This window comes from Micromonospora okii (assembly GCF_020884795.1).
Taxonomy (GTDB): Bacteria; Actinomycetota; Actinomycetes; order Mycobacteriales; family Micromonosporaceae; genus Micromonospora; species Micromonospora okii.
In genome coordinates, this window is the sequence record NZ_BBZF01000016.1 from 244,778 (window position 1) to 267,398 (window position 22,621).

At 73.9% G+C, this 22,621-nt stretch carries 20 protein-coding genes; 11 read left to right on the plus strand and 9 right to left on the minus strand.

Annotated features, from left to right (window positions below):
- Positions 1 to 150: 150 nt before the first annotated feature.
- Together sucC and sucD are read left to right on the plus strand one after the other, a co-directional pair.
- Entirely contained in the window at positions 151 to 1,329 is a 1,179-nt protein-coding gene (sucC, locus tag LPU43_RS13100; RefSeq protein ID WP_229400652.1) for an ADP-forming succinate--CoA ligase subunit beta, read from the plus strand.
- A gap of 2 nt (positions 1,330 to 1,331) precedes the next feature.
- Positions 1,332 to 2,219 carry a succinate--CoA ligase subunit alpha gene (gene sucD, locus LPU43_RS13105; protein WP_229400653.1) on the plus strand — a complete coding sequence of 296 codons (888 nt, stop codon included), beginning with the start codon at positions 1,332 to 1,334 and terminating at the stop codon, positions 2,217 to 2,219.
- 58 nt (positions 2,220 to 2,277) lie between these two features.
- Here sucD and LPU43_RS13110 read toward each other — a convergent pair whose 3' ends face one another.
- Positions 2,278 to 2,547 carry a DUF4190 domain-containing protein gene (locus LPU43_RS13110; RefSeq protein ID WP_229400654.1) on the minus strand — a complete coding sequence of 90 codons (270 nt, stop codon included), beginning with the start codon at positions 2,545 to 2,547 and terminating at the stop codon, positions 2,278 to 2,280.
- A gap of 158 nt (positions 2,548 to 2,705) precedes the next feature.
- On the opposite strand from LPU43_RS13110, the gene LPU43_RS13115 reads away from it, so the two are divergent.
- Entirely contained in the window at positions 2,706 to 3,977 is a 1,272-nt protein-coding gene (locus LPU43_RS13115) for a cell division protein PerM (protein ID WP_229400655.1), read from the plus strand.
- A gap of 247 nt (positions 3,978 to 4,224) precedes the next feature.
- On the opposite strand, the gene LPU43_RS13120 is transcribed toward LPU43_RS13115, so the two are convergent.
- Together LPU43_RS13120 and LPU43_RS13125 are read right to left on the minus strand one after the other, a co-directional pair.
- A complete protein-coding gene (locus LPU43_RS13120) occupies positions 4,225 to 4,809 on the minus strand; it encodes a DUF4190 domain-containing protein (RefSeq protein WP_229400656.1) in 585 nt (194 codons plus the stop codon).
- Positions 4,810 to 4,836: 27 nt separating this feature from the next.
- Complete coding sequence (locus LPU43_RS13125; protein ID WP_229400657.1) at positions 4,837 to 5,091, minus strand: CD225/dispanin family protein; 255 nt, start codon at positions 5,089 to 5,091, stop codon at positions 4,837 to 4,839.
- Between the two features lie 256 nt (positions 5,092 to 5,347).
- Here LPU43_RS13125 and purN point away from each other — a divergent pair, with 256 nt between their 5' ends.
- The 4 genes from purN to LPU43_RS13145 all read left to right on the plus strand — a co-directional run bounded on the left by purN (position 5,348) and on the right by LPU43_RS13145 (position 9,632).
- Positions 5,348 to 5,968, plus strand: coding sequence for a phosphoribosylglycinamide formyltransferase (gene purN / locus LPU43_RS13130; RefSeq protein WP_229400658.1), 621 nt, complete (start codon positions 5,348 to 5,350; stop codon positions 5,966 to 5,968).
- Entirely contained in the window at positions 5,965 to 7,536 is a 1,572-nt protein-coding gene (gene purH, locus LPU43_RS13135) for a bifunctional phosphoribosylaminoimidazolecarboxamide formyltransferase/IMP cyclohydrolase (protein ID WP_229400659.1), read from the plus strand. The genes purN and purH overlap by 4 nt, the downstream gene beginning before the upstream one ends.
- Positions 7,537 to 7,618: 82 nt before the next feature.
- Positions 7,619 to 8,479, plus strand: a complete 861-nt coding sequence (locus LPU43_RS13140) for a bifunctional methylenetetrahydrofolate dehydrogenase/methenyltetrahydrofolate cyclohydrolase (protein ID WP_229400660.1) — start codon at positions 7,619 to 7,621, stop codon at positions 8,477 to 8,479.
- A gap of 202 nt (positions 8,480 to 8,681) precedes the next feature.
- A complete protein-coding gene (locus LPU43_RS13145) occupies positions 8,682 to 9,632 on the plus strand; it encodes a malate dehydrogenase (RefSeq protein ID WP_229400661.1) in 951 nt (316 codons plus the stop codon).
- Between the two features lie 140 nt (positions 9,633 to 9,772).
- Here LPU43_RS13145 and LPU43_RS13150 read toward each other — a convergent pair whose 3' ends face one another.
- A complete protein-coding gene (locus LPU43_RS13150) occupies positions 9,773 to 10,570 on the minus strand; it encodes an MBL fold metallo-hydrolase (protein WP_229400662.1) in 798 nt (265 codons plus the stop codon).
- 131 nt (positions 10,571 to 10,701) lie between these two features.
- On the opposite strand from LPU43_RS13150, the gene LPU43_RS13155 reads away from it, so the two are divergent.
- Entirely contained in the window at positions 10,702 to 11,919 is a 1,218-nt protein-coding gene (locus LPU43_RS13155; protein WP_229400765.1) for an NADP-dependent isocitrate dehydrogenase, read from the plus strand.
- A 336-nt stretch (positions 11,920 to 12,255) separates the two neighbouring features.
- Here LPU43_RS13155 and galT read toward each other — a convergent pair whose 3' ends face one another.
- Genes galT through cysC form a run of 3 tightly spaced genes read right to left on the minus strand, consistent with a single transcriptional unit; the run spans position 12,256 to position 15,134 of the window.
- Positions 12,256 to 13,332, minus strand: coding sequence for a galactose-1-phosphate uridylyltransferase (gene galT, locus LPU43_RS13160; RefSeq protein ID WP_229400663.1), 1,077 nt, complete (start codon positions 13,330 to 13,332; stop codon positions 12,256 to 12,258).
- On the minus strand, positions 13,329 to 13,568 hold the full coding sequence (locus LPU43_RS13165; protein ID WP_229400664.1) for a hypothetical protein: 240 nt from the start codon (positions 13,566 to 13,568) through the stop codon (positions 13,329 to 13,331). Before LPU43_RS13165 ends, galT begins: the two co-directional genes overlap by 4 nt.
- A 36-nt stretch (positions 13,569 to 13,604) precedes the next feature.
- On the minus strand, positions 13,605 to 15,134 hold the full coding sequence (gene cysC / locus LPU43_RS13170; protein WP_229400665.1) for an adenylyl-sulfate kinase: 1,530 nt from the start codon (positions 15,132 to 15,134) through the stop codon (positions 13,605 to 13,607).
- A gap of 234 nt (positions 15,135 to 15,368) precedes the next feature.
- Here cysC and LPU43_RS13175 point away from each other — a divergent pair, with 234 nt between their 5' ends.
- The 3 genes from LPU43_RS13175 to LPU43_RS13185 are packed head-to-tail and all read left to right on the plus strand — an operon-like array spanning position 15,369 to position 18,685.
- On the plus strand, positions 15,369 to 16,283 hold the full coding sequence (locus LPU43_RS13175; protein WP_229400666.1) for a polyphosphate polymerase domain-containing protein: 915 nt from the start codon (positions 15,369 to 15,371) through the stop codon (positions 16,281 to 16,283).
- A gap of 6 nt (positions 16,284 to 16,289) precedes the next feature.
- Positions 16,290 to 16,967: a DUF4956 domain-containing protein gene (locus LPU43_RS13180; RefSeq protein WP_229400667.1), complete on the plus strand. Its 678-nt coding sequence runs from the start codon at positions 16,290 to 16,292 to the stop codon at positions 16,965 to 16,967.
- Positions 16,967 to 18,685, plus strand: coding sequence for a CotH kinase family protein (locus tag LPU43_RS13185; protein ID WP_229400668.1), 1,719 nt, complete (start codon positions 16,967 to 16,969; stop codon positions 18,683 to 18,685). The genes LPU43_RS13180 and LPU43_RS13185 overlap by 1 nt, the downstream gene beginning before the upstream one ends.
- A 194-nt stretch (positions 18,686 to 18,879) precedes the next feature.
- Here the strand turns inward: LPU43_RS13185 and LPU43_RS13190 are convergent, their stop codons facing one another.
- Both LPU43_RS13190 and LPU43_RS13195 read right to left on the minus strand, forming a co-directional pair.
- Positions 18,880 to 20,772 carry an ABC transporter ATP-binding protein gene (locus LPU43_RS13190; protein WP_229400669.1) on the minus strand — a complete coding sequence of 631 codons (1,893 nt, stop codon included), beginning with the start codon at positions 20,770 to 20,772 and terminating at the stop codon, positions 18,880 to 18,882.
- Complete coding sequence (locus LPU43_RS13195; protein ID WP_229400670.1) at positions 20,769 to 22,610, minus strand: ABC transporter ATP-binding protein; 1,842 nt, start codon at positions 22,608 to 22,610, stop codon at positions 20,769 to 20,771. Before LPU43_RS13195 ends, LPU43_RS13190 begins: the two co-directional genes overlap by 4 nt.
- Between the last annotated feature and the right edge of the window lie 11 nt (positions 22,611 to 22,621).

Genomic DNA, 22,621 nt, shown 5'->3' on the forward strand with positions numbered 1-22,621 from the left:
CACCCCGCACCCGCTCGGTTGCCGCCGGTGCCCACCTCGCTAGGCTGCGCCCAATGGCCTGTTTCAACTGATGGCAGGCGTCAGACAAGTTTTCGAAACGCTGGTGGCGGCGCGACGGCGCGCCGCGGAGACGGGACGGGACGCGCAATCGTGGACCTGTACGAGTACCAGGGGCGGGACCTGTTCGAGCGGCACGGCTTGCCCGTGCTGGCCGGCGGCGTCGCCAACACCCCGGAGGAGGCCCGCGCGATCGCCGAACGCCTCGGCGGCCGAGTGGTCGTCAAGGCACAGGTGAAGGTCGGCGGCCGGGGCAAGGCCGGCGGCGTCAAGCTCGCCGAGGGTACGGACGAGACGGTGGCCCGCGCCACCGACATCCTCGGCATGGACATCAAGGGTCACACGGTCCACAAGGTCATGATCACCGTGACCGCGGACGTGGCCGAGGAGTACTACTTCTCGTACCTGCTCGACCGGGCGAACCGCACCTTCCTCTGCATCGCCAGCGTCGCGGGCGGCATGGACATCGAGCAGGTCGCCGCCGAGACCCCGGACCGGGTCGTCAAGGCCCCGATCGACGCCGTCAAGGGCGTGGACGAGGCCAAGGCCCGTGAGATCGTCACCGCCGCCGGGTTCCCAGCCGACGTCGCCGACCAGGTCGTCGAGGTCGCCGTCGGGCTGTGGAAGGCGTTCGTCGCCGAGGACGCCACGCTGGTCGAGGTGAACCCGCTGGCCAAGACCGGCGACGGCAAGCTGCTGCTGCTCGACGCCAAGATCACCCTGGACGAGAACGCCGGGTTCCGGCACCCCGACCACGAGGCCCTGGTCGACCAGGCCGCGGTGGACCCGCTGGAGCAGGCCGCCAAGGAGAAGGACCTCAACTACGTCAAGCTCGACGGCGAGGTCGGCATCATCGGCAACGGCGCGGGCCTGGTCATGTCGACCCTCGACGTGGTCGCGTACGCGGGCGAGCGGCACGGCGGCGTCAAGCCGGCCAACTTCCTCGACATCGGCGGCGGCGCGAGCGCCGCGGTGATGGCGAACGGCCTGGAGATCGTCCTGTCCGACCCGTCGGTCAGGAGCGTCTTCGTCAACGTCTTCGGCGGCATCACCGCCTGCGACGAGGTCGCCAACGGCATCGTGCAGGCGCTGGCCCTGCTGGAGCAGCGCGGCGAGCAGGTCACCAAGCCGCTCGTGGTGCGCCTCGACGGCAACAACGCCGAGGCCGGTCGGGCGATCCTCGACGGCGCGAACAACCCGCTCGTGCAGCGGGTCGACACCATGGACGGCGCGGCCGAGCGGGCCGCCAAGCTGGCGGCTGCGGGGGTCTGACAATGGCTATCTGGCTGACCAAGGACTCGAAGGTCATCGTGCAGGGGATGACCGGCTCCGAGGGCTCCAAGCACACCCGGCGGATGCTCGCCGCCGGCACGAACGTCGTCGGCGGCACCAACCCGCGCAAGGCGGGCCAGAGCGTCGACTTCGACGGCACCGCGCTGCCGGTCTTCGCGACCGTCGCCGACGCGATGGCGCAGACCGGGGCCGACGTCACGGTCATCTTCGTGCCGCCGCAGTTCACCAAGGCCGCCGTGATCGAGGCGATCGACGCCGAGATCCCGCTGGCCGTGGTGATCACCGAGGGCGTGCCGGTGCACGACACCGCCGCGTTCTGGGCGTACAACGTGGCCAAGGGGGAGCGGACCCGGATCATCGGGCCGAACTGCCCCGGCATCGCCTCGCCGGGCGCCTCCAACGCCGGCATCATCCCGGCCGACATCACCGGTTCCGGCCGCATCGGCCTGGTCAGCAAGAGCGGCACGCTGACCTACCAGATGATGTACGAGCTGCGTGACATCGGCTTCTCCACCTGCGTCGGCATCGGCGGCGACCCGATCATCGGGACCACCCACATCGACGCCCTGGCCGCGTTCGAGGCCGACCCGGAGACCGAGGCGATCGTGATGATCGGCGAGATCGGCGGCGACGCCGAGGAGCGGGCCGCCGACTTCATCAAGGCCAACGTCACCAAGCCGGTGGTCGGCTACATCGCCGGCTTCACCGCTCCGCCCGGCAAGACCATGGGCCACGCCGGCGCGATCATCTCCGGCTCGGCGGGCACCGCCGAGGCGAAGAAGGAGGCGCTGGAGGCCGTCGGCGTGAAGGTCGGCAAGACGCCGACCGAGACCGCCAACCTGATGCGGGAGATCATGTCCACCCGCTGACACCGCGAGACGCGCCGAGGGGGTCGACCGGGCCGGTCGGCCCCCTCGCGCCGTCCGGTCAGGTGTTGTTGTCGTAGAACGGGTAGTTACCGGTGGCGTTGAGGATCACGCTGCCGATAATGTTGATCACACCCAACGCGATGGCGAGGTAGCCCAGCACCGGCGACTTGCCGTACCGCCTGGCGTCCCGGACCGACAGGTATCCGAAGACGATCCCGAGGATGCCGCAGCAGATCAGGCCGAGGACGATGCCGAGCACGCCCCACAGCGTGGTGCGGTCCCGGCCCTGGGCGGGCGGCGGCGGTGGCGGTGGAAACGGAGCGTTCACGGCTTCCTCCGAGCGGTTCCGGCCGCGACAGAAGGTCCGCGTCCTGGGCCGAGGCTAGACCCGATCGGGGGCGGTGAGTCGGTGGATCACGGAACTTCCCGCCGGTCGGGGGCGGTATCGGACTGCCCCCGTCGGCGCGGCGTGCCAGAGTAGAGCCGATGTCCTCCGTCACCCCTGACCAGCCCCGCCGTCCGCCCGCCGGGGTCGACGACCGGCCCACCGGCCGCGTCCCGCGTCCCCGGGCGGTCGCGCCCCGGGCCGGGGAGGCCACCCGTGGCCGGGCCCCGCTCGTCGTGGCGGCCGGCGTCGCCGCCACCTGGGCGGCGCTCACGTCCTACCTGCCGGTCGCCCTGGTGCTCGGGCTCGTCCAACTCAGCGAGGACGCCGGCTCCGTCGTCGGCGCGCTGCACGCCGGCCTGGCCGGCTGGCTGCTGGGCCACGGCGTCCCGCTGCACACCGACGCGGGGCCGCTGGGCCTCGCCCCGCTCGCCCTCGCCGGGCTGGCCGTGTGGCGGCTGACCCGGGCCGGCGTGCACGCCAGCCGGGCGATCGGCGCGCGCGGCGGACGGTCCCCCCGCCAGGCGCTCACCGCCGCCGTCGCGGTCGGCATCGGGTACGCGCTGCTCGGCGCGCTCGCCGCCGTGCCGGCCGACGCCGACCCGCTGCGCGCCGGGGCGACCCTCGCACTCGTCGGCACCCTCGCCGCCCTGGCCGGGGCGGTGCGGACCACCGGGGTGGTCGGGCTGCTCGCCGCCCGGTTGCCCGCCCCGGCGCGGGACGGGGTGCGCACCGGCCTGGTCGCCGCGCTGCTGCTGCTCGGGGCGGGAGCCGGGGCGGCCGGGCTGGCGGTCGCCACCGGCGGCGGCGACGCCGCCGACATGATCGGGGCGTACCGGACGGGGGTCGCCGGACAGGCCGGCATCACCCTGCTCAGCCTCGCCTACGCGCCGAACGCCGTCGTCTGGTCGGCCAGCTACCTGCTCGGCCCCGGGTTCACCGTCGGCGTCGACACCGCCGTGCGCACCAGCGAGGTCTCCGTGGGCGCGCTACCGCCCGTACCGCTGCTGGCGGGCCTGCCCAGCGGGCCGATCGACGGGTACGGCGCGGCCCTGCTCGCGGTTCCCGTGCTGGCCGCGATGGCCGCCGGCTGCCTGCTCGCCCGGCGGCTGCTGCGGCTGGCCGCCGAGGAGCGCGCCGAGGTGCGCTGGCCGGCCGTGCTGATCCCGGCGGCGCTCGCCGGCCCGGTCGCCGGGCTGCTGCTCGGGGCGCTCGCGGCGGCCTCCGGCGGGCCGCTCGGCGGCGGCCGGCTGGCCGACACCGGCCCGGTCGCCTGGCAGGTGGCGGGGGTGGCCGCCGCCGTCGTCTCGGCCGGCGCCCTGATCGGCGCCGCCGCCACCCACACCCTGGGGAAAGGAAGGGCACCTTCCTAACCCCCACGGTAGAGAAGGGTTCCCTTCTCACGGGGCGCACGCGGCCCGCCCGGGCGCGGGGCCGACGTGGTGCGCGGGGCCGACGTGGTGCGGGAGGTGGCCTGCGGGATGGCGTGGCCTGCGGGGTCGGGCGTGGCGTGCGCGGGGTGGGCGTGGCGTGCGCGGGGTGGGCGTGGCGTGCGCGGGGCGGGGTTGGACGCGCCGAGGGGCGCCCCGGGTCCGGAGCGCCCCTCGCGTGCCGCCAGGATCAGGAGGTGGGCAGGCTGACGTTCGCCACGATGTTGAGGATGAACACCAGGATGCCGAGGCCGACGCCCACCGCGCCGCAGATCAGGCCGATCTTGGCCTGGCTGTCGTTGCTGGCCAGGCCCTGGGCCGCCTTCTGCCGGCCGAGGTAACCGGTGATCGCCCCGGCGATGCCGACCGCGATGCCCACGAACGGGCAGCAGGCCAGCGGGATCGACGCGATGCCGAGGATCATCGCCACCAGGCCGAGGGTGTTCTGCTGACCCTGCTGCTGCGGGTAGCCGGCGTTCGGGTAGGTCGGCGCCGCCCCGTACGGCTGCTGGCCGTACGGGTCCTGCCCGTACGGCTGCTGCCCGGGGCCGGGCTGGCCGTACGGCTGCCCGGAGGCGGGCTGCCCCGAGGTCGGCTGGCCGTACGGCTGCCCCGAGGTCGGCTGGCCGTACGGGGGCTGCTGCGCGTACGGGTCCTGCCCGTACGGCTGGCCCGAGGTGGGCTGCTGACCGTACGCCGGCGGGGCGTACGGGTCGTGGTGCGGCTGGTTCGGGTCGTGGGGCTGCTGGCCGTACGGGTCCTGACCGGGCTGCATACGGTGCTCCTTGCCTGAGGGCTGCTGTCAGTAGCTCGACGTGCTGGTGTCCGAACCCATGATTCCCGCAAGACCGCCCAGCAGGCAGCAGACGAGGGTGATCACGTACCAGGCGATGCCGACGATGAGGGCCCACTTGGACCACTTCCTCGACTCGGCCGCCGCCGCCTGGGCGCCCGCGTAGTCGCCCCGCTGGAGCGCCGGGTTGACCTTCGACGCGTTGATGATGGCGGGGATGGCCAGCGGCCAGAAGAGGAAGACGGCCACGATGGACATCGTCATGTTGTTATTGATCTGTTGCGGTTGGGGGGAGTGGTAGCCGGGCTGCATCGTCTGAGCCTCTCGTTCCGTCGACACGACGCGCGTGTCGGATCACTGACGGGTGCGGGCCCTGGCCTGCGCCGGGCACCGAGCGACCGGCAGCGTACAGGGTGGCGGTGACAACGGGGGTCCGCCGATTGTCCGGCTTCCGGCTGCTGGCGACCCCTCCGACCTGCCCACGCGGGGGGCGGCCCGGCCTGCCCGATAGGGTGACCGCGTGACCGAGCCCGCGTCCGCCGCCCGCATCGTCGTCCTCGTCTCCGGCTCCGGGAGCAACCTCCAGGCGTTGCTCGACGCCGCCGCCGATCCGGCGTACGGGGCGCGGGTCGTCGCCGTCGGCGCGGACCGCGACGGCATCGCCGGCCTGGACCGGGCCGCCGCCGCCGGGGTGCCGACCTTCGTCGAGCGGGTGAAGGACCACCAGACCCGGGCGGAGTGGGACGCCGCGCTCACCGCGCGGGTCGCCGCGCACCGCCCCGACCTGGTGGTCTCCGCCGGCTTCCTCAAGCTGGTCGGCCCGGAGTTCCTCGCCGCGTTCGGCGACCGCTACCTCAACACGCACAACACCCTGCTGCCGGCGTTCCCCGGCATCCACGGCCCCCGGGACGCCCTCGCCTACGGCGTGAAGGTCACCGGGGCCACCCTCTTCTTCGTCGACGCCGGCATGGACACCGGCCCGATCGTCGCCCAGGTCGCCGTGCCGGTGCGCGACGACGACGACGAGGAGACGCTCACGGAGCGCATCAAGGAGGCCGAGCGGCGGCAGCTCGTCGAGCAGGTCGGTCGCCTGGTCCGCGAAGGTTGGACGATCACCGGAAGAAAGGTCACGGTTCCGTGAGTTCCCCTGAGGACGCCCGCCGCCCGATTCGGCGGGCGCTGGTCAGCGTGTACGACAAGAGCGGCCTGGTCGAGCTGGCCCGGGCCCTGCACGGGGCCGGGGTGGAGATCGTCTCGACCGGCAGCACGGCGTCGACGATCGCCGACGCCGGGGTGCCGGTGACCCCGGTGGAGTCGGTGACCGGGTTCCCCGAGATCCTCGACGGCCGGGTGAAGACCCTGCACCCCGGCATCCACGGCGGTCTCCTGGCCGACCTGCGCAAGGACTCGCACGCCGCGCAGCTCGCCGAGCACGGCATCGCGGGGATCGACCTGCTGGTCTCCAACCTCTACCCGTTCCAGGCCACCGTCGCCTCCGGCGCCGGGGTCGAGGAGTGTGTGGAGCAGATCGACATCGGCGGGCCGGCGATGGTCCGGGCCGCCGCGAAGAACCACGCCTCCGTCGCCGTGGTGACCGACCCGGCCGCGTACCCGGCCCTGGTGACGGCCCTCGGCGACGGCGGGTTCACCCTGGCCCAGCGCCGGGTGCTGGCCGCCCGCGCGTTCGCCGTCATCGCCGAGTACGACGTGGCCGTGGCCGAGTGGTGCGCGACCACCCTGGCCCCGGACGAGGGCGGCTGGCCGGAGTTCGCCGGGCTGTCGCTGCGCCGCTCGGCGGTGCTGCGCTACGGCGAGAACCCGCACCAGGCCGCCGCGCTCTACGCCGACCCGGCCAGCCCCGCCGGTCTTGCCCAGGCCGAGCAGTTGCACGGCAAGGAGATGTCCTACAACAACTACGTCGACGCGGACGCCGCCTGGCGGGCGGCGAACGACTTCGCCGACCAGCCGGCCGTGGCGATCATCAAGCACGCCAACCCGTGCGGGATCGCGGTCGGGGCCGACGTCGCCGAGGCGCACCGCCGGGCGCACGCGTGCGACCCGGTGTCGGCGTACGGCGGGGTGATCGCGGTCAACCGGCCCGTCTCCGTGGAGCTGGCCCGGCAGGTGTCGGAGATCTTCACCGAGGTGCTGGTGGCCCCGGGCTTCGACGAGGGCGCGGTGGAGGTCCTCCGGGCGAAGAAGAACCTCCGGCTGTTGCGCGCCCCGGCGTACGCCCCGCTGCCGGCGGAGTGGCGGCAGGTCACCGGCGGCGTGCTGGTGCAGACGCGCGACGCCGTCGACGCCGACGGGGACGACCCGGCGAACTGGCGGCTCGCCACCGGCGAGGCGGCCGACGAGGCGACCCTGCGCGACCTGGCGTTCGCCTGGCGGGCGGTGCGCGCCGTGAAGAGCAACGCGATCCTGCTGGCCAAGGACGGGGCCACCGTCGGCGTCGGCATGGGGCAGGTCAACCGCGTCGACTCCGCGCAGCTCGCGGTGACCCGGGCGGGCGCCGAGCGGGCCGCCGGTTCGGTCGCCGCCTCCGACGCGTTCTTCCCGTTCGCCGACGGTCCGAAGATCCTCCTCGAAGCCGGCGTGCGGGCGATCGTCCAGCCGGGTGGCTCGATCCGCGACGAGGAGGTCGTCGCCGCCTGCAAGGAGGCCGGCGTCACCATGTACCTCACCGGCACCCGCCACTTCTTCCACTGACCGCCGCCCCGGGCCCGCCCCCTTTCACTGCCGGGGGCGGGTCCTCGGGGAGCGCGGCCGGCGGACGTGAGACGATCTGTGCGTGACGGCGACGATCCTGGACGGCAAGGCGACCGCGGCGGAGATCAAGGACGAGCTGCGGACACGGGTCAAGGCACTGGCGGAGCGGGGCATCGCCCCCGGGCTCGGCACGGTCCTGGTCGGGGCCGACCCCGGCTCCCAGGCGTACGTCAACGGCAAGCACCGCGACTGTGCCGAGGTGGGCATCACCTCGATCCGCCGGGAGCTGCCAGCCGACGCGACCCAGCAGCAGGTCGACGACGTGCTGGCCGAGCTGAACGCCGACCCGGCCTGTCACGGGTACATCGTCCAGCTCCCGCTGCCCGGCCACCTGGACACCCAGCGGGTGCTGGAGATGATCGACCCGGAGAAGGACGCCGACGGCCTGCACCCGGTCAACCTCGGCCGCCTGGTGCTCGGCTACGACGCCCCGCTGCCCTGCACGCCGCGCGGCATCGTCGAGGTGCTGCGCCGGCACGAGGTGCCGCTGCGCGGCGCGAAGGTCGCGGTCGTCGGCCGGGGCAACACGGTCGGCCGGCCGCTCGGGCTGCTGCTCACCCGGCGCAGCGAGAACGCCACGGTGACCCTGTGCCACACCGGCACCCTCGATCTGGCCTCGCACACCCGCGCGGCGGACATCGTGATCGTCGCGGCCGGGGTCCCCGGCCTGCTCACCTCCGACATGGTCACCCCGGGCGCGACCGTGGTCGACGTCGGCATCACCCGGGTGATCGGCGCGGACGGCAAGGGCCGCTACACCGGCGACGTCGACCCCGAGGTGGCCCAGGTGGCCGGCAAGCTCGTTCCGATGCCCGGCGGCGTCGGCCCGATGACCCGCGCCATGCTGCTCACCAACGTCGTGGAGCGGGCCGAGCGCGGCTGAGCCGCCGGCCCACCGCCGCCCATCGGCCGGGCTGTGGCCCGGCTCGCCGCAGCCGGCTGACCGCCCGTCGGCCCGGCTCGCCGCAGCCGGCCGACGGTGACGTTCGCCCCATCCGGTCGACCGTCACGGACCCTGCCCTGTTCGGTGCCGGGATGACTGATACGGTCCGGAAAACCGACTGGTAGCAGGGAGTGGGACGACCATGGGTAAGAAGGTCACTGTCGTCGGAGCCGGCTTCTACGGCTCCACCACCGCGCAGCGCCTGGCCGAGTACGACGTCTTTGACACCGTCGTGATCACCGACATCGTGGAGGGCAAGCCGGCCGGCCTCGCCCTGGACCTCAACCAGTCGCGCGCCGTAGAGGGCTTCGAGACCAAGGTCGTCGGCGTCACCACCGGCCCCAACGGCGAGGGCTACGAGGCCATCGAGGGCTCGGACGTCGTGGTGATCACCGCCGGCCTGCCGCGCAAGCCGGGCATGAGCCGGATGGACCTGCTGGAGACGAACGCCAAGATCGTCCGGCAGGTCTCCGAGAATGTCGCCAAGTTCGCCCCGAACGCCGTCGTCATCGTCGTGTCGAACCCGCTCGACGAGATGACCGCGCTGGCCCAGATCGCCACCCAGTTCCCGAAGAACCGGGTGCTCGGCCAGGCCGGGATGCTCGACACCGCCCGGTTCACCAACTTCGTCGCCGAGGCGCTGAACGTGCCGGTCAAGTCGGTGAGGACGCTGACCCTCGGTTCGCACGGCGACACGATGGTGCCGGTGCCGTCGAAGAGCACGGTCGACGGCAAGCCGCTGCGCGAGGCCATGCCGGCCGAGCAGATCGAGGAGCTGGTCGTGAAGACCCGCAACGGCGGTGCCGAGGTGGTCGCGCTGCTGAAGACGGGCTCGGCGTACTACGCCCCGTCGGCCGCCGCCGCCCGGATGGCCAAGGCCGTCGCGGAGGACTCCGGCGAGGTCATGCCGGTCTGCGCCTGGGTCGACGGCGAGTACGGCATCTCGGGCGTCTACCTGGGCGTCGAGGCCGAGATCGGCGCCACCGGCGTGAAGCGGGTCGTGGAGACCGACCTGGACGCCGACGAGCTGGCCGCCCTGAAGGAGGCCGCCGAGGCCGTCCGCGCCAAGCAGGGCGACGTCGCCTCCCTGTGAGCTGAGCGCCACCTGACCTGAGCATCACCGCCGAAGGGGCGGCCGGCGGGAGCCGGCCGCCCCTTCGCCGTTCCCGCCCCGCCGCCCGGCCCCGTCGATCGTGGCGTCGGCGGCTGTCTCCGAGGCCGAACCCGCCGACGTCAGGACCGCCCCGGCTCGGGGTGGGGGGTGAAGGGCAGGCCCAGGTGGGGGGTCGCCAGGAGGAGCGGGGACAGCGTGCCCAGGAGGGACTCGCGGCTGGCGCGGGCCGTCGGCGGGTCCTCCTCGTGGGCGTAGGGGAGCGCCGGGTCGACGAGCTGGATCGCGTGCACCAGCAGGTCCCCGGTGACCAGGAGCCGCTCGTCGCCGTCCTCGACCAGCACCGACTGGTGGCCGGGGGTGTGGCCGGGCGTGCTCAGCACGCGTACCCCGGGGGTGAGCGCGGTCTCGCCGTCGAGCACCCGCAGCCGGCCGGCGGCGCGCAACGGCTCCAGCAGCCGGGCCGGCAGCTCCGGGTGGAACAGCTCCAGCGCGGCCAGCTCGGCGCGCTGGAGCAGATGGTCCGCGTTCGGGAAGAGCGGGCCGGCCCAGCCGACGTGGTCGGTGTGCAGGTGGGTGAGGACCACGGTGCGCACCTCCGCCGGGTCGATGCCGGCGGCGGCCAGCTCCGCGGGCAGCCGGCCCGGCACCGGTGCCCAGGTCGCGGCGAACGCGTCCGCTGGACCGATGCCGGCGTCGACCAGGGTGACCGGCCCGTCGCCGGCGCGCAGCGCGAAGGCGCGGAACGGCAACCGCCAGCCGCCGTCCGGCCCGACGGTCCCCGGGTCCCACCGGTCGGCCTCGCGCCACTGCGCCTCCGTGGCGCCGGGGAACGCCTCCTCGCGGGGCTGGAAGAAGGGGCCCACCCCGTCGAGCAGCGCGGTGACCGTGACGGACCCGATCCTGTGCGTCAGTGGCATCCGGAAAGGATGCCACCGCGCCTGTTCCGGGCGCTCCCGCGCCCGGGGGCGAGGCCGGCTGGGGCGCCCCCGGCGGTTTCCAGTACGCTCGTACTGTTGAGCACGTGTCCCCCCGAGAGGAGCGCCGGCGGATGGCGAAGATCAAGGTAAACAACCCGGTCGTGGAGCTCGACGGCGACGAGATGACCCGCATCATCTGGAAGCAGATCCGGGAGCAGCTGATCCTGCCCTACCTCGACGTCGACCTGCACTACTACGACCTCTCGATCCAGCACCGCGACTCCACCGACGACCAGGTCACCATCGACGCCGCCAACGCCATCAAGGAGCACGGCGTCGGCGTCAAGTGCGCCACCATCACCCCGGACGAGGCCCGGGTGGAGGAGTTCGGCCTGAAGAAGATGTGGCGGTCGCCGAACGGCACCATCCGCAACATCCTCGGCGGCGTCGTCTTCCGCGAGCCGATCATCATGTCCAACGTGCCGCGGCTGGTGCCCGGCTGGACCAAGCCGATCATCATCGGCCGGCACGCCCACGGCGACCAGTACAAGGCCACCGACTTCGTGGTCCCCGGCCCGGGCACGGTGACCATCACCTACACCCCGGCCGACGGCTCGGCCCCCGTCGAGATGGAGGTCGCCAACTTCCCCGGCGGCGGCATCGCGATGGGCATGTACAACTTCGACGAGTCGATCCGGGACTTCGCCCGCGCCTCGTTCCGGTACGGCCTGGACCGCAACTACCCGGTCTACCTGTCGACCAAGAACACCATCCTCAAGGCGTACGACGGTCGCTTCAAGGACATCTTCGCCGAGGTGTTCGAGAACGAGTTCAAGGCGGAGTTCGAGGCCGCCGGCATCACCTACGAGCACCGGCTGATCGACGACATGGTCGCCGCCGCGCTCAAGTGGGAGGGCGGCTACGTCTGGGCCTGCAAGAACTACGACGGTGACGTGCAGTCCGACACCGTCGCGCAGGGCTTCGGCTCGCTCGGCCTGATGACCTCGGTCCTGCTCTCCCCGGACGGTCGCACCGTCGAGGCGGAGGCCGCGCACGGCACCGTCACCCGGCACTACCGGCAGTACCAGAAGGGCGAGAAGACCTCGACCAACCCGATCGCCTCCATCTACGCCTGGACCCGGGGCCTGGCCCACCGGGGCAAGCTGGACGGCACCCCGGCGGTCACCGAGTTCGCCAACACCCTGGAGCAGGTCATCGTCGACACCGTCGAGGGCGGCCAGATGACCAAGGACCTCGCGCTGCTCATCTCGCGCGACGCCCCGTGGCTGACCACCGACGAGTTCATGGGCGCGCTGGACGAGAACCTGGCGCGTCGGCTCGCCGCCTGATCCGCCCGTAGCACCGACCGAGCCCGCCGGCCGTCCGCCGGCGGGCTCCGTCGTGTCCGGGTGGGCCGTCACCCCGGGTGGGGTGGGTCGTTGAGTAGGACGGACGTGGTGCCAGTCGCGTCCAGGAGGGTTGACCGCCGGTCGCCTCGCGGCACGAGTGCCGATCAGCCAACCTTCCCGGCTGTCGCACACAGCCAGCCGTCCCTTCCCTGCGGGGGGCCCGTCCCGGGCCCCCCGCGCCCTGTCTCCGCCCCTCGCGCTGTCGCCGGCCCTGCCCTGTCGCCTGCCCTGCCCTGCTTCCGCCCCCGTGCCTCGTTCCCGGCCCGGCGTCCCCGCTCAGGCGGCGGCGCGCAGCAGCTCGGCGGCGCGCTCCGGGGCGATGTCGTTGATGAAGACCCCCATACCGGACTCCGACCCGGCCAGGTACTTCAGCTTGTCCTTCGCCCGCCGGATGCTGAAGAGCTGGAGGTGCAGGTGCGCCAGCTCCCGGTCGGTGCGCACCGGGGCCTGGTGCCAGGCCGCGATGTACGGCATCGGCGCGTCGAAGAGCCCGTCGAAGCGGCGCAGCACGTCCAGGTAGAGCGGGCCGAAGGCGTCCCGCTCGGCGTCGCCCAGCGCGGGGATGTCCGGCGCGGGCCGGTGCGGGGCGACGTGCACCTCGAACGGCCACCGGGCCGCCGCCGGCACGTACGCCGTCCAGTGCTCGTTGCTCGCGACCACGCGCGTGCCGGCGGCCCGCTCGGCGGCCAGCACGTCGGCATAGAGGTTGCCGCCGGTGCGCTCGGCGTAGCGGCGGGCCGCGCCGAGCATCGCCCGGGTGCGCGGTGTGACGAACGGGTACGCGTAGATCTGGCCGTGCGGGTGGTGCAGGGTCACCCCGATCTCCACGCCCCGGTTCTCGAAGCAGAACACCTGCTCCACCCCGGGCAGCTCCGACAGCGCGGTCGTCCGGTCGGCGAGGGCGTCCAGCACGGTGCGCACCCGGCCCGGCGGGAGGGCGGCGAACGAGGCGTTGTGGTCGTCGGTGAAGCAGACCACCTCGCACCGCCCCAGGCCCGGCCGGACGGGCGTGAACGGGGTGATCTCCGCCGGCTCCTCGGCGACGCGCTGGCTCAGCGCCGGGAAGCGGTTCTCGAAGACGGCGACGTCGTAGTCCGGCGCGGGGATCTCGCTGAGCCGGTCGCCCCGGGACGGGCACAGCGGGCACTGGTCGGCCGGGGGGAGGAAGGTGCGGGTCTGCCGGTGCACGGCGACCGCCACCCACTCGTCGGTCAGCGGGTCGTACCGGAGCTGGGACGCGGGCGGCGGCGGCGGAAGCTCCCGCCGGTCCGGCTGGTCGCGGACCGCGTCGTCCCGCTCGTCGAAGTAGATCAGCTCCCGGCCGTCGGCCAGCTCGATCGTCGTACGCTTCACTCCGCCGTCCCCTCCCTCGTCGGCACGGCCGGCCCGCTCGTGCCGCCTCCCCGCGCGACCAGGAGCAGCTCCCCGACCCGCCCGCCGAGTACCCGCCGGGCGGCCGGTGCCAACCGGCCGTCGCCGACCGGCCCGTCGGCCGCGCCCGGCCCGGCGTGCGAGGAGACGCCGACCCTGCCCCGCCCTGGCGTGGTCGGCGAGCCGACCGCGTCCCGCCCGGCGTGGTCGGCGAGCACCGACCATCCGGGCGGCGGCCTTGACGGCGGCGCGGATCAGGTCGACTGGAGGCGGGGCTCCACCCAGCCGGTCTCGGTCAGGTGGTGCATGACCGCGTCCACCGCCTCCTCGACCGAGATGTGCGTGGTGTCGACCACCACGTCGGCGTCCCTCGGCACCTCGTACGGGTCGTCGATGCCGGTCATGCCGGTGAGTAGGCCGGCGCGGGCGCGGGCGTACAGGCCCTTGCGGTCGCGCTGCTCGCACACCTCGATCGGCGTCGCCACGTGCACCAGCACGAAGCCGGCACCCGCCGCGTGGGCCATCTCCCGGGCCGTCGCGCGGGCCGCCGCGTACGGGGCGATCGGGCAGCAGATGCCGACGCCCCGGTGGCGGGCGATCTCGGCCGCCACCCAGCCGATCCGGCGGACGTTCAGGTCCCGGTCGGCCTTGCTGAACGTCAGCCCGGCGGAGAGCTCCCGGCGCACCACGTCGCCGTCGAGCAGGGTCACCGTGCGGTCGCCGCTCTCCCGCAGCAGGTCGGCCAGCCCCCGGGCGATGGTCGACTTGCCGGAGCCGGAGAACCCGGTGAGCAGGACCACGAGGCCCCGGTGCCGCCGGGGCGGGCGGGCCCGCACCAGCTCCTTGGCCACGGCCGGCGGCGTGTGCCACTCGGGCAGCGGGAAGCCCCGGTCGAGCGTGTCGTCGATCTCGGCCTGGCTGAGCGCCAGCCGCCGGTTGCGCGGGGGGATGTCGTCCCGCCAGCGCCACTGCCCGTCCCGGTTGTCGTAGGCCAGCTCGCGGGGCACCAGCACCCGCAGCCCGGCGTAGGTGAGGTCGTCGCCGCTGGAGAGCAGGTGCGTCACCCCGTACGCGGCGGAGACCCGGGCCTGGAGCAGGACGTCGCTGACCTCGTCGGTGCGGCGGGACAGCGGCACCGCGACCAGGGTCGCCGGGGGCATCCGGTCCCGGGCGGCGAAGACCGCCCGCACCAGCGCCTCGGAGGGCAGCCCGTTGACCGGTCCCTCGCCCACCGGGATCATCACCAGCAGGTGCGCGCCCAGGGTGCGCGAGGCGTAGGCGATCTGGGCGAGCTGCGGGCGGTGCAGCGGCCGGTCGGCGACGACCCCCAGCACCCGGCCCGGGGGCAGCATCGCCCGGATCTCCGCCGGGCTGCGGCGCAGCCGCTGGAACGGGCCGTGCCCGCCGTCGCCGAGCCGGCGCACCGGGCCGCCCACCCCGGCGACGCCCTCGCGGGCCTGCCAGACGTCGTACACGTCGAGCGCGGCGACCGGCGCGCCCTCCCCGTCGGCGAGCACCAGCGTCCGGCGCGTCGGATCGTTCGGGTCCAGGCCCCTGGCGAGCCCCTCGGGCACCTGGAGGGTCACCGGCACCGGCCACGGCGCGCCGTCGGCGAGCCGCCCCCGCCGGCTGACCGACACCAGGTCCGCCCGGGTCATGAAGCCGGTGAGCGGGGCGTACGCCCCCGTGAGCAACAGCTCGAGATCGGCGAGTTCCCCCGGTCGCGGCGTGTACGCCGGCGCGTCCCGCAGCACCTCGTCGGGCAGCACCCACCCGTTGCTCATCGCACCCCCACTTTCTGACCGGCCCACAGTTTCTCAGCCGACCGGCGATCGGTCGAGACCGCCATTCCGATCAGCGGGTGGATGCCCGGGGACGCCCGGGCGGCGGCACCGGGCGGAATCGACCGCCTCCGGAACGTACACAGCCCATCCACAGGTTGTTCACACGCAGTTTCCATATCGGCCCTGTTTCTTCGTCCTCGACCCCGAACGGCCGTCGAAACCGGAGAAAGCCTCATGCGCCCATGGTTCAACCGCCGCGCCCGCCCCCCGGACCCGGCAGGGCGGGGCGGGCCGACGCCGGACCCGGGCCCCCCGACCCCCGGACCCGACCACGCCGGGCACGCGCTGCGTGCGCCGAGCAAGCTGCACGCCTTCAACCGGTACGAGATCAAGTACCTCGTCGACACGACGCGGATCGCGGCGCTACGGCGGGAACTGGCCGGGCGGCTGGCCCCGGACACCCACGGTGCCGACGGCGGGTACGGCGTGTGGAGCGTCTACTACGACACTCCCGACCTGCGGTTCTACTGGGAGAAGATCGAGGGCCTGAAGTTCCGGCGCAAGCTGCGGGTCCGCCACTACGGCGACCGCTCCACCGTCGACGACGACACCACCGTGTACGTCGAGATCAAGCAGCGGGTCAACCGGGTCACCCAGAAGCGCCGCATCGCCCTGCCGTACCGGGAGGCCCGCCGGCTCTGCGACGAGCGGACGACGGTCGAGCACGACCCCGCCCAGCGGGCGTTCGTCTCCGAGGTGCTCGAACTCGTCTCCGGGCTCGACCTGCGACCGGTGGCGATGACCGGCTACCAGCGCGAGGCGTTCGTCGGGCAGGACGCCGACCTGGGGCTGCGGGTCACCATCGACCAGCGGGTCCGGGGCCGCGACCGCGACTTCCACCTCGGCGCGGACGCCGAGAACCGGCTCATCGTCCCGGCCCGGCTCTCGATCGTCGAGATCAAGGCCAACGAGCGGGTGCCCTACTGGCTCACCGACCTGACCGCCCGCGCCGAGCTCCAGGTGGTGCGGGTCTCCAAGTACTGCCAGAGCATCGAGGCGTTCGGCCGGGCGCCGCGCTCGATCTTCCACGTCCAGGACGACAACCCCGCCGCCGACCTGGCGACGGTCACCCCGAGAAGCGAGGTCTGAACACCGATGGACATCACGTTCCAGGACCTGTCCGGCACGTTCAGCGTGGGCGACATCGCCATCGCGCTGGCTCTGTCGTTCCTGCTGAGCGCCGGGATCGGCTGGGTATACCGGGCCACCCACCGCAACGTGTCGTACAGCCAGTCGTACGTGCAGACGCTGATCATCCTCGGCATGCTGATCTCGCTGATCATGCTGGTGGTGGGCTCCAACATCGCGCGGGCCTTCGCCCTGGTCGGCGCCCTGTCGGTGGTGCGGTTCCGCAACGCGATCAAGGAGACCCGGGACGTCGGGTTCATCTTCCTGGTGATGGGCGTCGGGATGGCCTGCGGCACCCGCTTCTACACGCTGGCGATCGTCGCGGCCGTCGCGATCAGCCTGATCATCCTGGTGATGTACCGCTTCAACTGGTTCGCGCTGAACGTGCAGCGGCAGGTGGTCAAGGTCCAGGTCCCGGCCGGCGGCAACCGCACCGCCGACATCCAGGACGTGCTGGTGCGCTACACCACCGAGTTCGAGCTGGTCAGCCTGGAGTCGATCCGGGCCGGCGCGCTCACCGAGCTGATGTACACGGTCCGGCTGAAGAAGGGCACCGAGCCGGGCGACCTGATCGCGGCGCTCAGCGAGCAGAGCTCCGGCCAGCGGGTGACGGTGCTGACCGGTTACGACCAGACGGACCTGTGATGGGCGGGCCAGCCCGTACCCGGTCCCTGCTCCCCGCCGGCCTGCGTCGACGGCTGCCCGTGCGGGTGCGGCAGAACTGGAAGCTGCTCACCACCTGCACGGCCTTCCTCGCCGTGCTGACCCTGGTGTTCGGCACCGTGGGCGTCCGCCCGTACGTCACCAGCACCAGCGACACCGGGGCGGACCCGGTGACGGTGGACGTCGCCGGCACGACGGACCTGTTCGACGCGACCGTCGCGCACTCGGTCAGGGTGACCTTCCGGGACGCCGACTACGAGCGGATGCTCGACGCCTACTGGAAGGAGGGGGAGAAGGAGTACGTCGAGGCGGACGTGACGATCGACGGCGTCACCCTGCCCAGCGTCGGCATCCGGCTCAAGGGCAACTCGACGCTGGCCGCCCTGACCTGGAAGGGCGAGTCCAGGCCACGCAGGGGCGGCGACCCCCGTGGCCCGGGCGGCCCTCCCCCCGGCGACTTCCCGCCGGGTGGCTTCCCGCCGGGCGACCCCCCTCCGGGTAACTTCCCGGGCGGCGGCCGGCCCCAGACCGGCGGCGACACCGGCGCTCCCCAGCAGGGCGGGGCCGGGTTTCCCGGTGGGGGGCCCGGCGGCGGGATGACCCGCGCCGGCCTGAAGGCCGAGGAGCCCGAGACGCTGCCCTGGCTGATCAGCTTCGACGAGTTCGTCGACGGCCGCCGGTACCAGGGGCACCGGGAGGTGGCCGTCCGGGTCTCCGGCATGGGCGGCGGCTCGACCGTGCTGAACGAGGCGCTGTCGCTGTCCCTGCTCGCCGACGTGGGCGAGGCGGCCCAGCGGTACGCGTACTCCTCGTTCACGGTCAACGACCGGCCGACCACGGCCCGGCTGCTGGTCGAGCACCCGGACGAGCACTTCGCCGACCGGATGGACGGCAGCGGGGTGCTCTACAAGTCCCTGGCCACCGGCAGCTTCACCGACCAGGGCGACGACCAGACCGCCTACCAGGACGACTTCAAGCAGATCACCATGCGGGGCAGCCAGGACCTGCAACCCGTGATCAACCTGATCAGGTGGGTGGACTCGGCCAGCGACGAGGAGTTCGACGCCGGGCTCGCCGAGCGGGTCGACGTGGAGTCCTTCGCCCGGTACGTGGCGATGCAGAACCTGCTGCTCAACTTCGACGACATGGCCGGGCCGGGGAAGAACTACTACCTCTGGTACGACCTCGGGACGAAGAAGTTCAGCGTGCTCGCCTGGGACCACAACCTCACCTTCAGCGGCAGCGCCACGCAGGGGCCGCACGACAGCGGCGGCTTCGGCGGACCGGGCGGGGGAACGCGGCCGGGCGGCGCGCAGCTCCCCGAAGGGATGCAGCCGCCGGCCGGTGTGCCGCTCCCCGACGGCGTCCAGCCGCCCGGCGGCGCGGCCACCGAGCAGGAGGACGGGGACGCCGAGCGCGGGCGGCCCGGCGGCGGCCGGATGGGGGGCCACAAGCTCAAGGAGCGCTTCCTCGCCAGCGACGCCTTCACCGAGGCCTACGAGAACGCGTACCGCGAGCTGTACCGACAGGTCTACGGCAGCGGTGGGGCCGGGCGGTCTCTCGACGCGATCACCGCCGTGCTGAAGACGGTGGACGGGGCCGACGCGACGGCGGTGGACTCCGACGTCGACCGGCTGCGCACCCTGGTCCAGCAGCGCACCGAGAGCCTCCGGAGCAACGAGGTGATCGCCGGTAGCTGATCCACGGGGCGGGACGAGCGGCAGCGCCGGGCCCGCCCGGTGTGAGAGGGTGGGGGTGTCCGGCTCGCCAATGTCGTCGAGCCGGTACCACCACCGGGGCCAGCACGCCGGGCCGCCGCAGCAGACCCGCGCCGTGGCCACCGCAGCAGACCCGCGGCCGCCGGCGCATCAGGCCCGAGCACCGGGCCGGCACGTCAGACCAGCGAGTCCCGCCACTGCCGGTGTAGCGCCGCGTACCGGCCCCCGGAGCGCGCCAGCCGGCCCGGCGGGCCGTCCTCAACGACCTCGCCGCCATCGAGGACCAGCACCCGGTCGGCGGTCTCCACCGTCGAGAGCCGGTGCGCGATCACCAGCGCCGTCCGCTCCCGCAGCACCGTGGCGAGCGCCCGCTGCACCAGCCGCTCCGTGGGCGCGTCGAGCGACGACGTGGCCTCGTCCAGGATCAGCACCCGGGGGTCGGCGATGAACGCGCGGGCGAACGCCACGAGCTGCCGCTGGCCGGCGGAGAGCCGGCCGCCGCGCCGGCGCACCTCGGTGGCGTACCCCTCGGGCAGTGCGGCGATGAAGTCGTGTGCGCCGACCGCCCGCGCCGCCGCCTCCACCGCCGCGTCGTCGGCGTCCGGCCGGCCGAACCGGATGTTCTCCGCCACCGAGCCGCTGAACAGGTGGTTCTCCTGGGTCACCAGCACCACCGCCCGGCGCAGCTCGGCGTCGGCCAGGTCCCGCAGGTCGACCCCGTCCAGGGTGACCGTGCCGGCGTCCGGGTCGTGGAAGCGGGCCAGCAGCTTCGCGACGGTGGACTTGCCCGCCCCCGTGGGGCCGACCAGCGCCACGGTCTGCCCGGCCGGCACGGTCAGCTCCACGCCGGCCAGGATCGGCGCGCCGGCCCGGTACCCGAAGGAGACGCGCCGGAACTCCACCGCCCCCCGCCCGGGGCCGCCCGGCAGCGGCACCGGGTCGGCCGGCTCGGGCACCCCCGGCCGCTCGTCGAGCACCCCGGCGAGCTTCTCCAGCGAGGCCGTCGCCGACTGCAACGAGTTGTAGAACTGGCTGAGCTCCTGCATCGGCTCGAAGAACCGGCGCAGGTAGAGCAGGAACGCGGCGAGCACCCCCACCTCCATGCCGCCACCGAGCACCCGGTGCCCGCCGTAGGCGAGCACCACCGCCACGGTCACGTTCCCGATCACCTTGATCCCCGGCGAGTACGTGGCGATCAGCCGCATCGCGTCCAGGCTGGCCCGCCGGTAGTCGTCGCTGACCGCCGCGAAGATCCGCTGGTTGCGCGGCTCCCGCCGGTACGCCTGCACGGCCCGCACCCCGCGCATCGACTCGATGAAGTGGACGATGACCAGCGCCACCGCCTCCCGGCTGCGCCGGTACGCCCCGGCCGAGGCGCGGGCGAACCAGCGGGACAGCCACAGCAGGAAGGGGAACGCCAGCAGGGTCGCCCCGGCCAGCGGCGCGTCCAGCCAGAGCAGGATGCCCGCCACGGAGAGGATGGAGAGCGCGGCGAGAACCAGCCCGTCCACCCCGCCGTCGACCAGCTCGCCGATCGAGTCCAGGTCGCTGGTGAGCCGGGAGATCATCCGGCCGGTGGTGTACCGCTCGTGGAAGCCGACGGAGAGCCGCAGGAAGTGCCCGTACACCCGTTGGCGCAGGTCCAGCAGGACGGCCTGGCCGATCCGGGCGGAGAGCGCCAGGAAGCCGCGCCGGGCCGCGTACTCGGTCGCCGCGGCGGCGGCGAACGCGCCGGCCAGCGCGACCAGCGGGCCGCTGTCGCCGGCCCGCAGCGGCCCGATCGCCCGGTCGATGCCGAGCATCACCAGGTACGGCCCGGCCATGGCGGCGGCGTTCTGGGCCAGCAGCAGCCCCACGGCCAGCCCCAACCGCCCCCGGTGCGGGCGCAGCAGGCTCCGCAGCAGCACCCGGCCCCGCGCGCGCAGCCGGGCCACCGCCTCGGGCGTCGCCTCCTCGGCGCTGCTGCGGTCCGCCTCCGGGTCGGCGGCCCGCCCCCGCCACCCGTGCGGGTCGAGCCCGTCCTGCTCGGCACGGAGAGCACGGTCACGCGGCCGGGAGGCAGCGGTCACGACCGCACCAGCCCCCGGCCGTCCGGCCCGGTGGGCGCGCGGGTGACGGGCTCCCCGGCCGGCGCCGGGTCGGCGGAGAGGATCGCCCGGTACGCCGGCACGGTGGCCAGCAGCCGCGAGTGGGTGCCGACGGCGGCGATCCGCCCCCGTTCCAGCAGCGCCACCCGGTCGGCCAGCGCCACGGTCGACGGCCGGTGCGCCACGAGCAGCGCGGTCGTGTCCCGCAGCACCCGCCGCAGCGCCGCCTCCACCAGCGCCTCCGTGTGCACGTCGAGGGCGGAGAGCGGATCGTCCAGCACCAGCACCGCCGGCCGGCCGAGGACCGCCCGGGCCAGCGCCAGCCGCTGCCGCTGCCCGCCGGAGAGGGTGAGCCCCTGCTCGCCGACCCGGGTGGCCAGGCCCCACGGCAGCTCGTACGCGAAGTCGGCCCGCGCCAGCGCGAGCGCCGCCCGGACGTCGTCCTCGTCGGCGTCCGGGCGGCCCAGGGTGAGGTTCTCCCAGACCGACATGGAGAAGAGCGTGGGCTCCTCGAACGCCACCCCGACCAGCCGGCGCAGCGAGGCCAGCCGCAGCCCGCGCACGTCGTGGCCGTCCAGCGTGACCCGCCCGCCGGTCACCTCGTGCAGCCGGGGCACGAGGGAGAGCAGCGTGCTCTTGCCGCAGCCGGTCGCGCCGACCAGGGCGAGCGTCTCGCCGGGCTCCACGGTGAGGGTGACGTCGCACAGCACCGGCGCGGCGGTGCCCGGGTAGCGGAACGACACCCCCTCGAAGGCCAGCCGCCCGCGCGCCGCCGGGCGGGGCAGGTCGACCGCGCCCGGGGCGTCCACGATGCTCGGCGGGGTGTCGAGCACCTCCTGGACCCGGTCGGCGGCGGTGGCCGCCTCCTGGCCGTTGGCGATGATCCAGCCGAGCGACTGCACGGGCCAGATCAGCATGAGTTGCAGGCTCACGAAGGCGACCAGCTCGCCGACGGTGAGCGCGCCCCCGGCGGCGGCGACCGCCCCGGCGACCAGCACCACGCCGAGGGTCAGGTTGGGCACCAGGTCGAACAGCGCGGAGGTGCGGGCCAGCAGCCGGCCCTTGGCGACCCCGGTGTCGTGCAGCGCGCGGGCCCCGGCGGCGAACCGGCCGGCCAGCTCCGGCCCCCGGCCGTACGCCTTCATGGTGCGCAGCCCCTGGGCGGTCTCCTCGACCAGCGTCGCCACGTCGCCCTGCTGGTCCTGCATCCGCCGCGACGCCGCGTGGTAGTACCGGCCGAACCGTCGGCTGATCAGGAACAGGGGCGCCGCGCTGGCCGCCACCAGCAGCCCCAGCGCCGGGTGCAGCCGGATCAGCAGCACCACCACGGCGACGTACGTGACGAGGTTGAGCACCAGGAACAGCAGGCCGAAGGAGAGGAAGCGGCGGATCACCGACAGGTCGCTGGTGATCCGGGAGAGCAACTGGCCGGACTGCCAGCGGTCGTGGAAGCTGGGCGGCAGCCGTTGCAGGTGGGCGTAGATGTCGGCCCGCAGCGCCGCCTCCATGCCCACCGAGGCCGAGGACTGCGCCCAGCGGCGGACGAAGATCAGCAGGGCCTCGGCGAGGCCGAGGAGCAGGGCCAGGCCGCCGAGCCGGACCAGCCCGCCCGGGTCGTGCCGGGCGATCGGGCCGTCGACCACCCGCTGCACCACCAGCGGCACGGCCAGGCTCGCCCCGGTGCCGGCGAGCGCCGCCACGAGCAGGCCGCAGAACTGGGCGGCGTACGGGCGCAGGTAGGGGTGCAGCCGCCAGAGGTTGCGCAGCGGGCGGCGCGCGTCGGCCCGGCGGACCGGATGGCCGTCGCTTCCCGCAGGCACCACCCGACCGT

What these genes read in the sequence shown, in the direction of transcription:
- sucD (WP_229400653.1), top strand. Translation starts at nt 1,332, where the DNA reads ATGGCTATCTGGCTGACCAAGGACTCGAAGGTCATCGTGCAGGGGATG.
- LPU43_RS13115 (WP_229400655.1), top strand. Translation starts at nt 2,706, where the DNA reads ATGTCCTCCGTCACCCCTGACCAGCCCCGCCGTCCGCCCGCCGGGGTC.
- LPU43_RS13120 (WP_229400656.1), bottom strand. Translation starts at nt 4,809, where the DNA reads ATGCAGCCCGGTCAGGACCCGTACGGCCAGCAGCCCCACGACCCGAAC.
- LPU43_RS13125 (WP_229400657.1), bottom strand. Translation starts at nt 5,091, where the DNA reads ATGACGATGTCCATCGTGGCCGTCTTCCTCTTCTGGCCGCTGGCCATC.
- LPU43_RS13145 (WP_229400661.1), top strand. Translation starts at nt 8,682, where the DNA reads ATGGGTAAGAAGGTCACTGTCGTCGGAGCCGGCTTCTACGGCTCCACC.
- LPU43_RS13150 (WP_229400662.1), bottom strand. Translation starts at nt 10,570, where the DNA reads ATGCCACTGACGCACAGGATCGGGTCCGTCACGGTCACCGCGCTGCTC.
- LPU43_RS13155 (WP_229400765.1), top strand. Translation starts at nt 10,702, where the DNA reads ATGGCGAAGATCAAGGTAAACAACCCGGTCGTGGAGCTCGACGGCGAC.
- cysC (WP_229400665.1), bottom strand. Translation starts at nt 15,134, where the DNA reads ATGAGCAACGGGTGGGTGCTGCCCGACGAGGTGCTGCGGGACGCGCCG.
- LPU43_RS13175 (WP_229400666.1), top strand. Translation starts at nt 15,369, where the DNA reads ATGCGCCCATGGTTCAACCGCCGCGCCCGCCCCCCGGACCCGGCAGGG.
- LPU43_RS13180 (WP_229400667.1), top strand. Translation starts at nt 16,290, where the DNA reads ATGGACATCACGTTCCAGGACCTGTCCGGCACGTTCAGCGTGGGCGAC.
- LPU43_RS13185 (WP_229400668.1), top strand. Translation starts at nt 16,967, where the DNA reads ATGGGCGGGCCAGCCCGTACCCGGTCCCTGCTCCCCGCCGGCCTGCGT.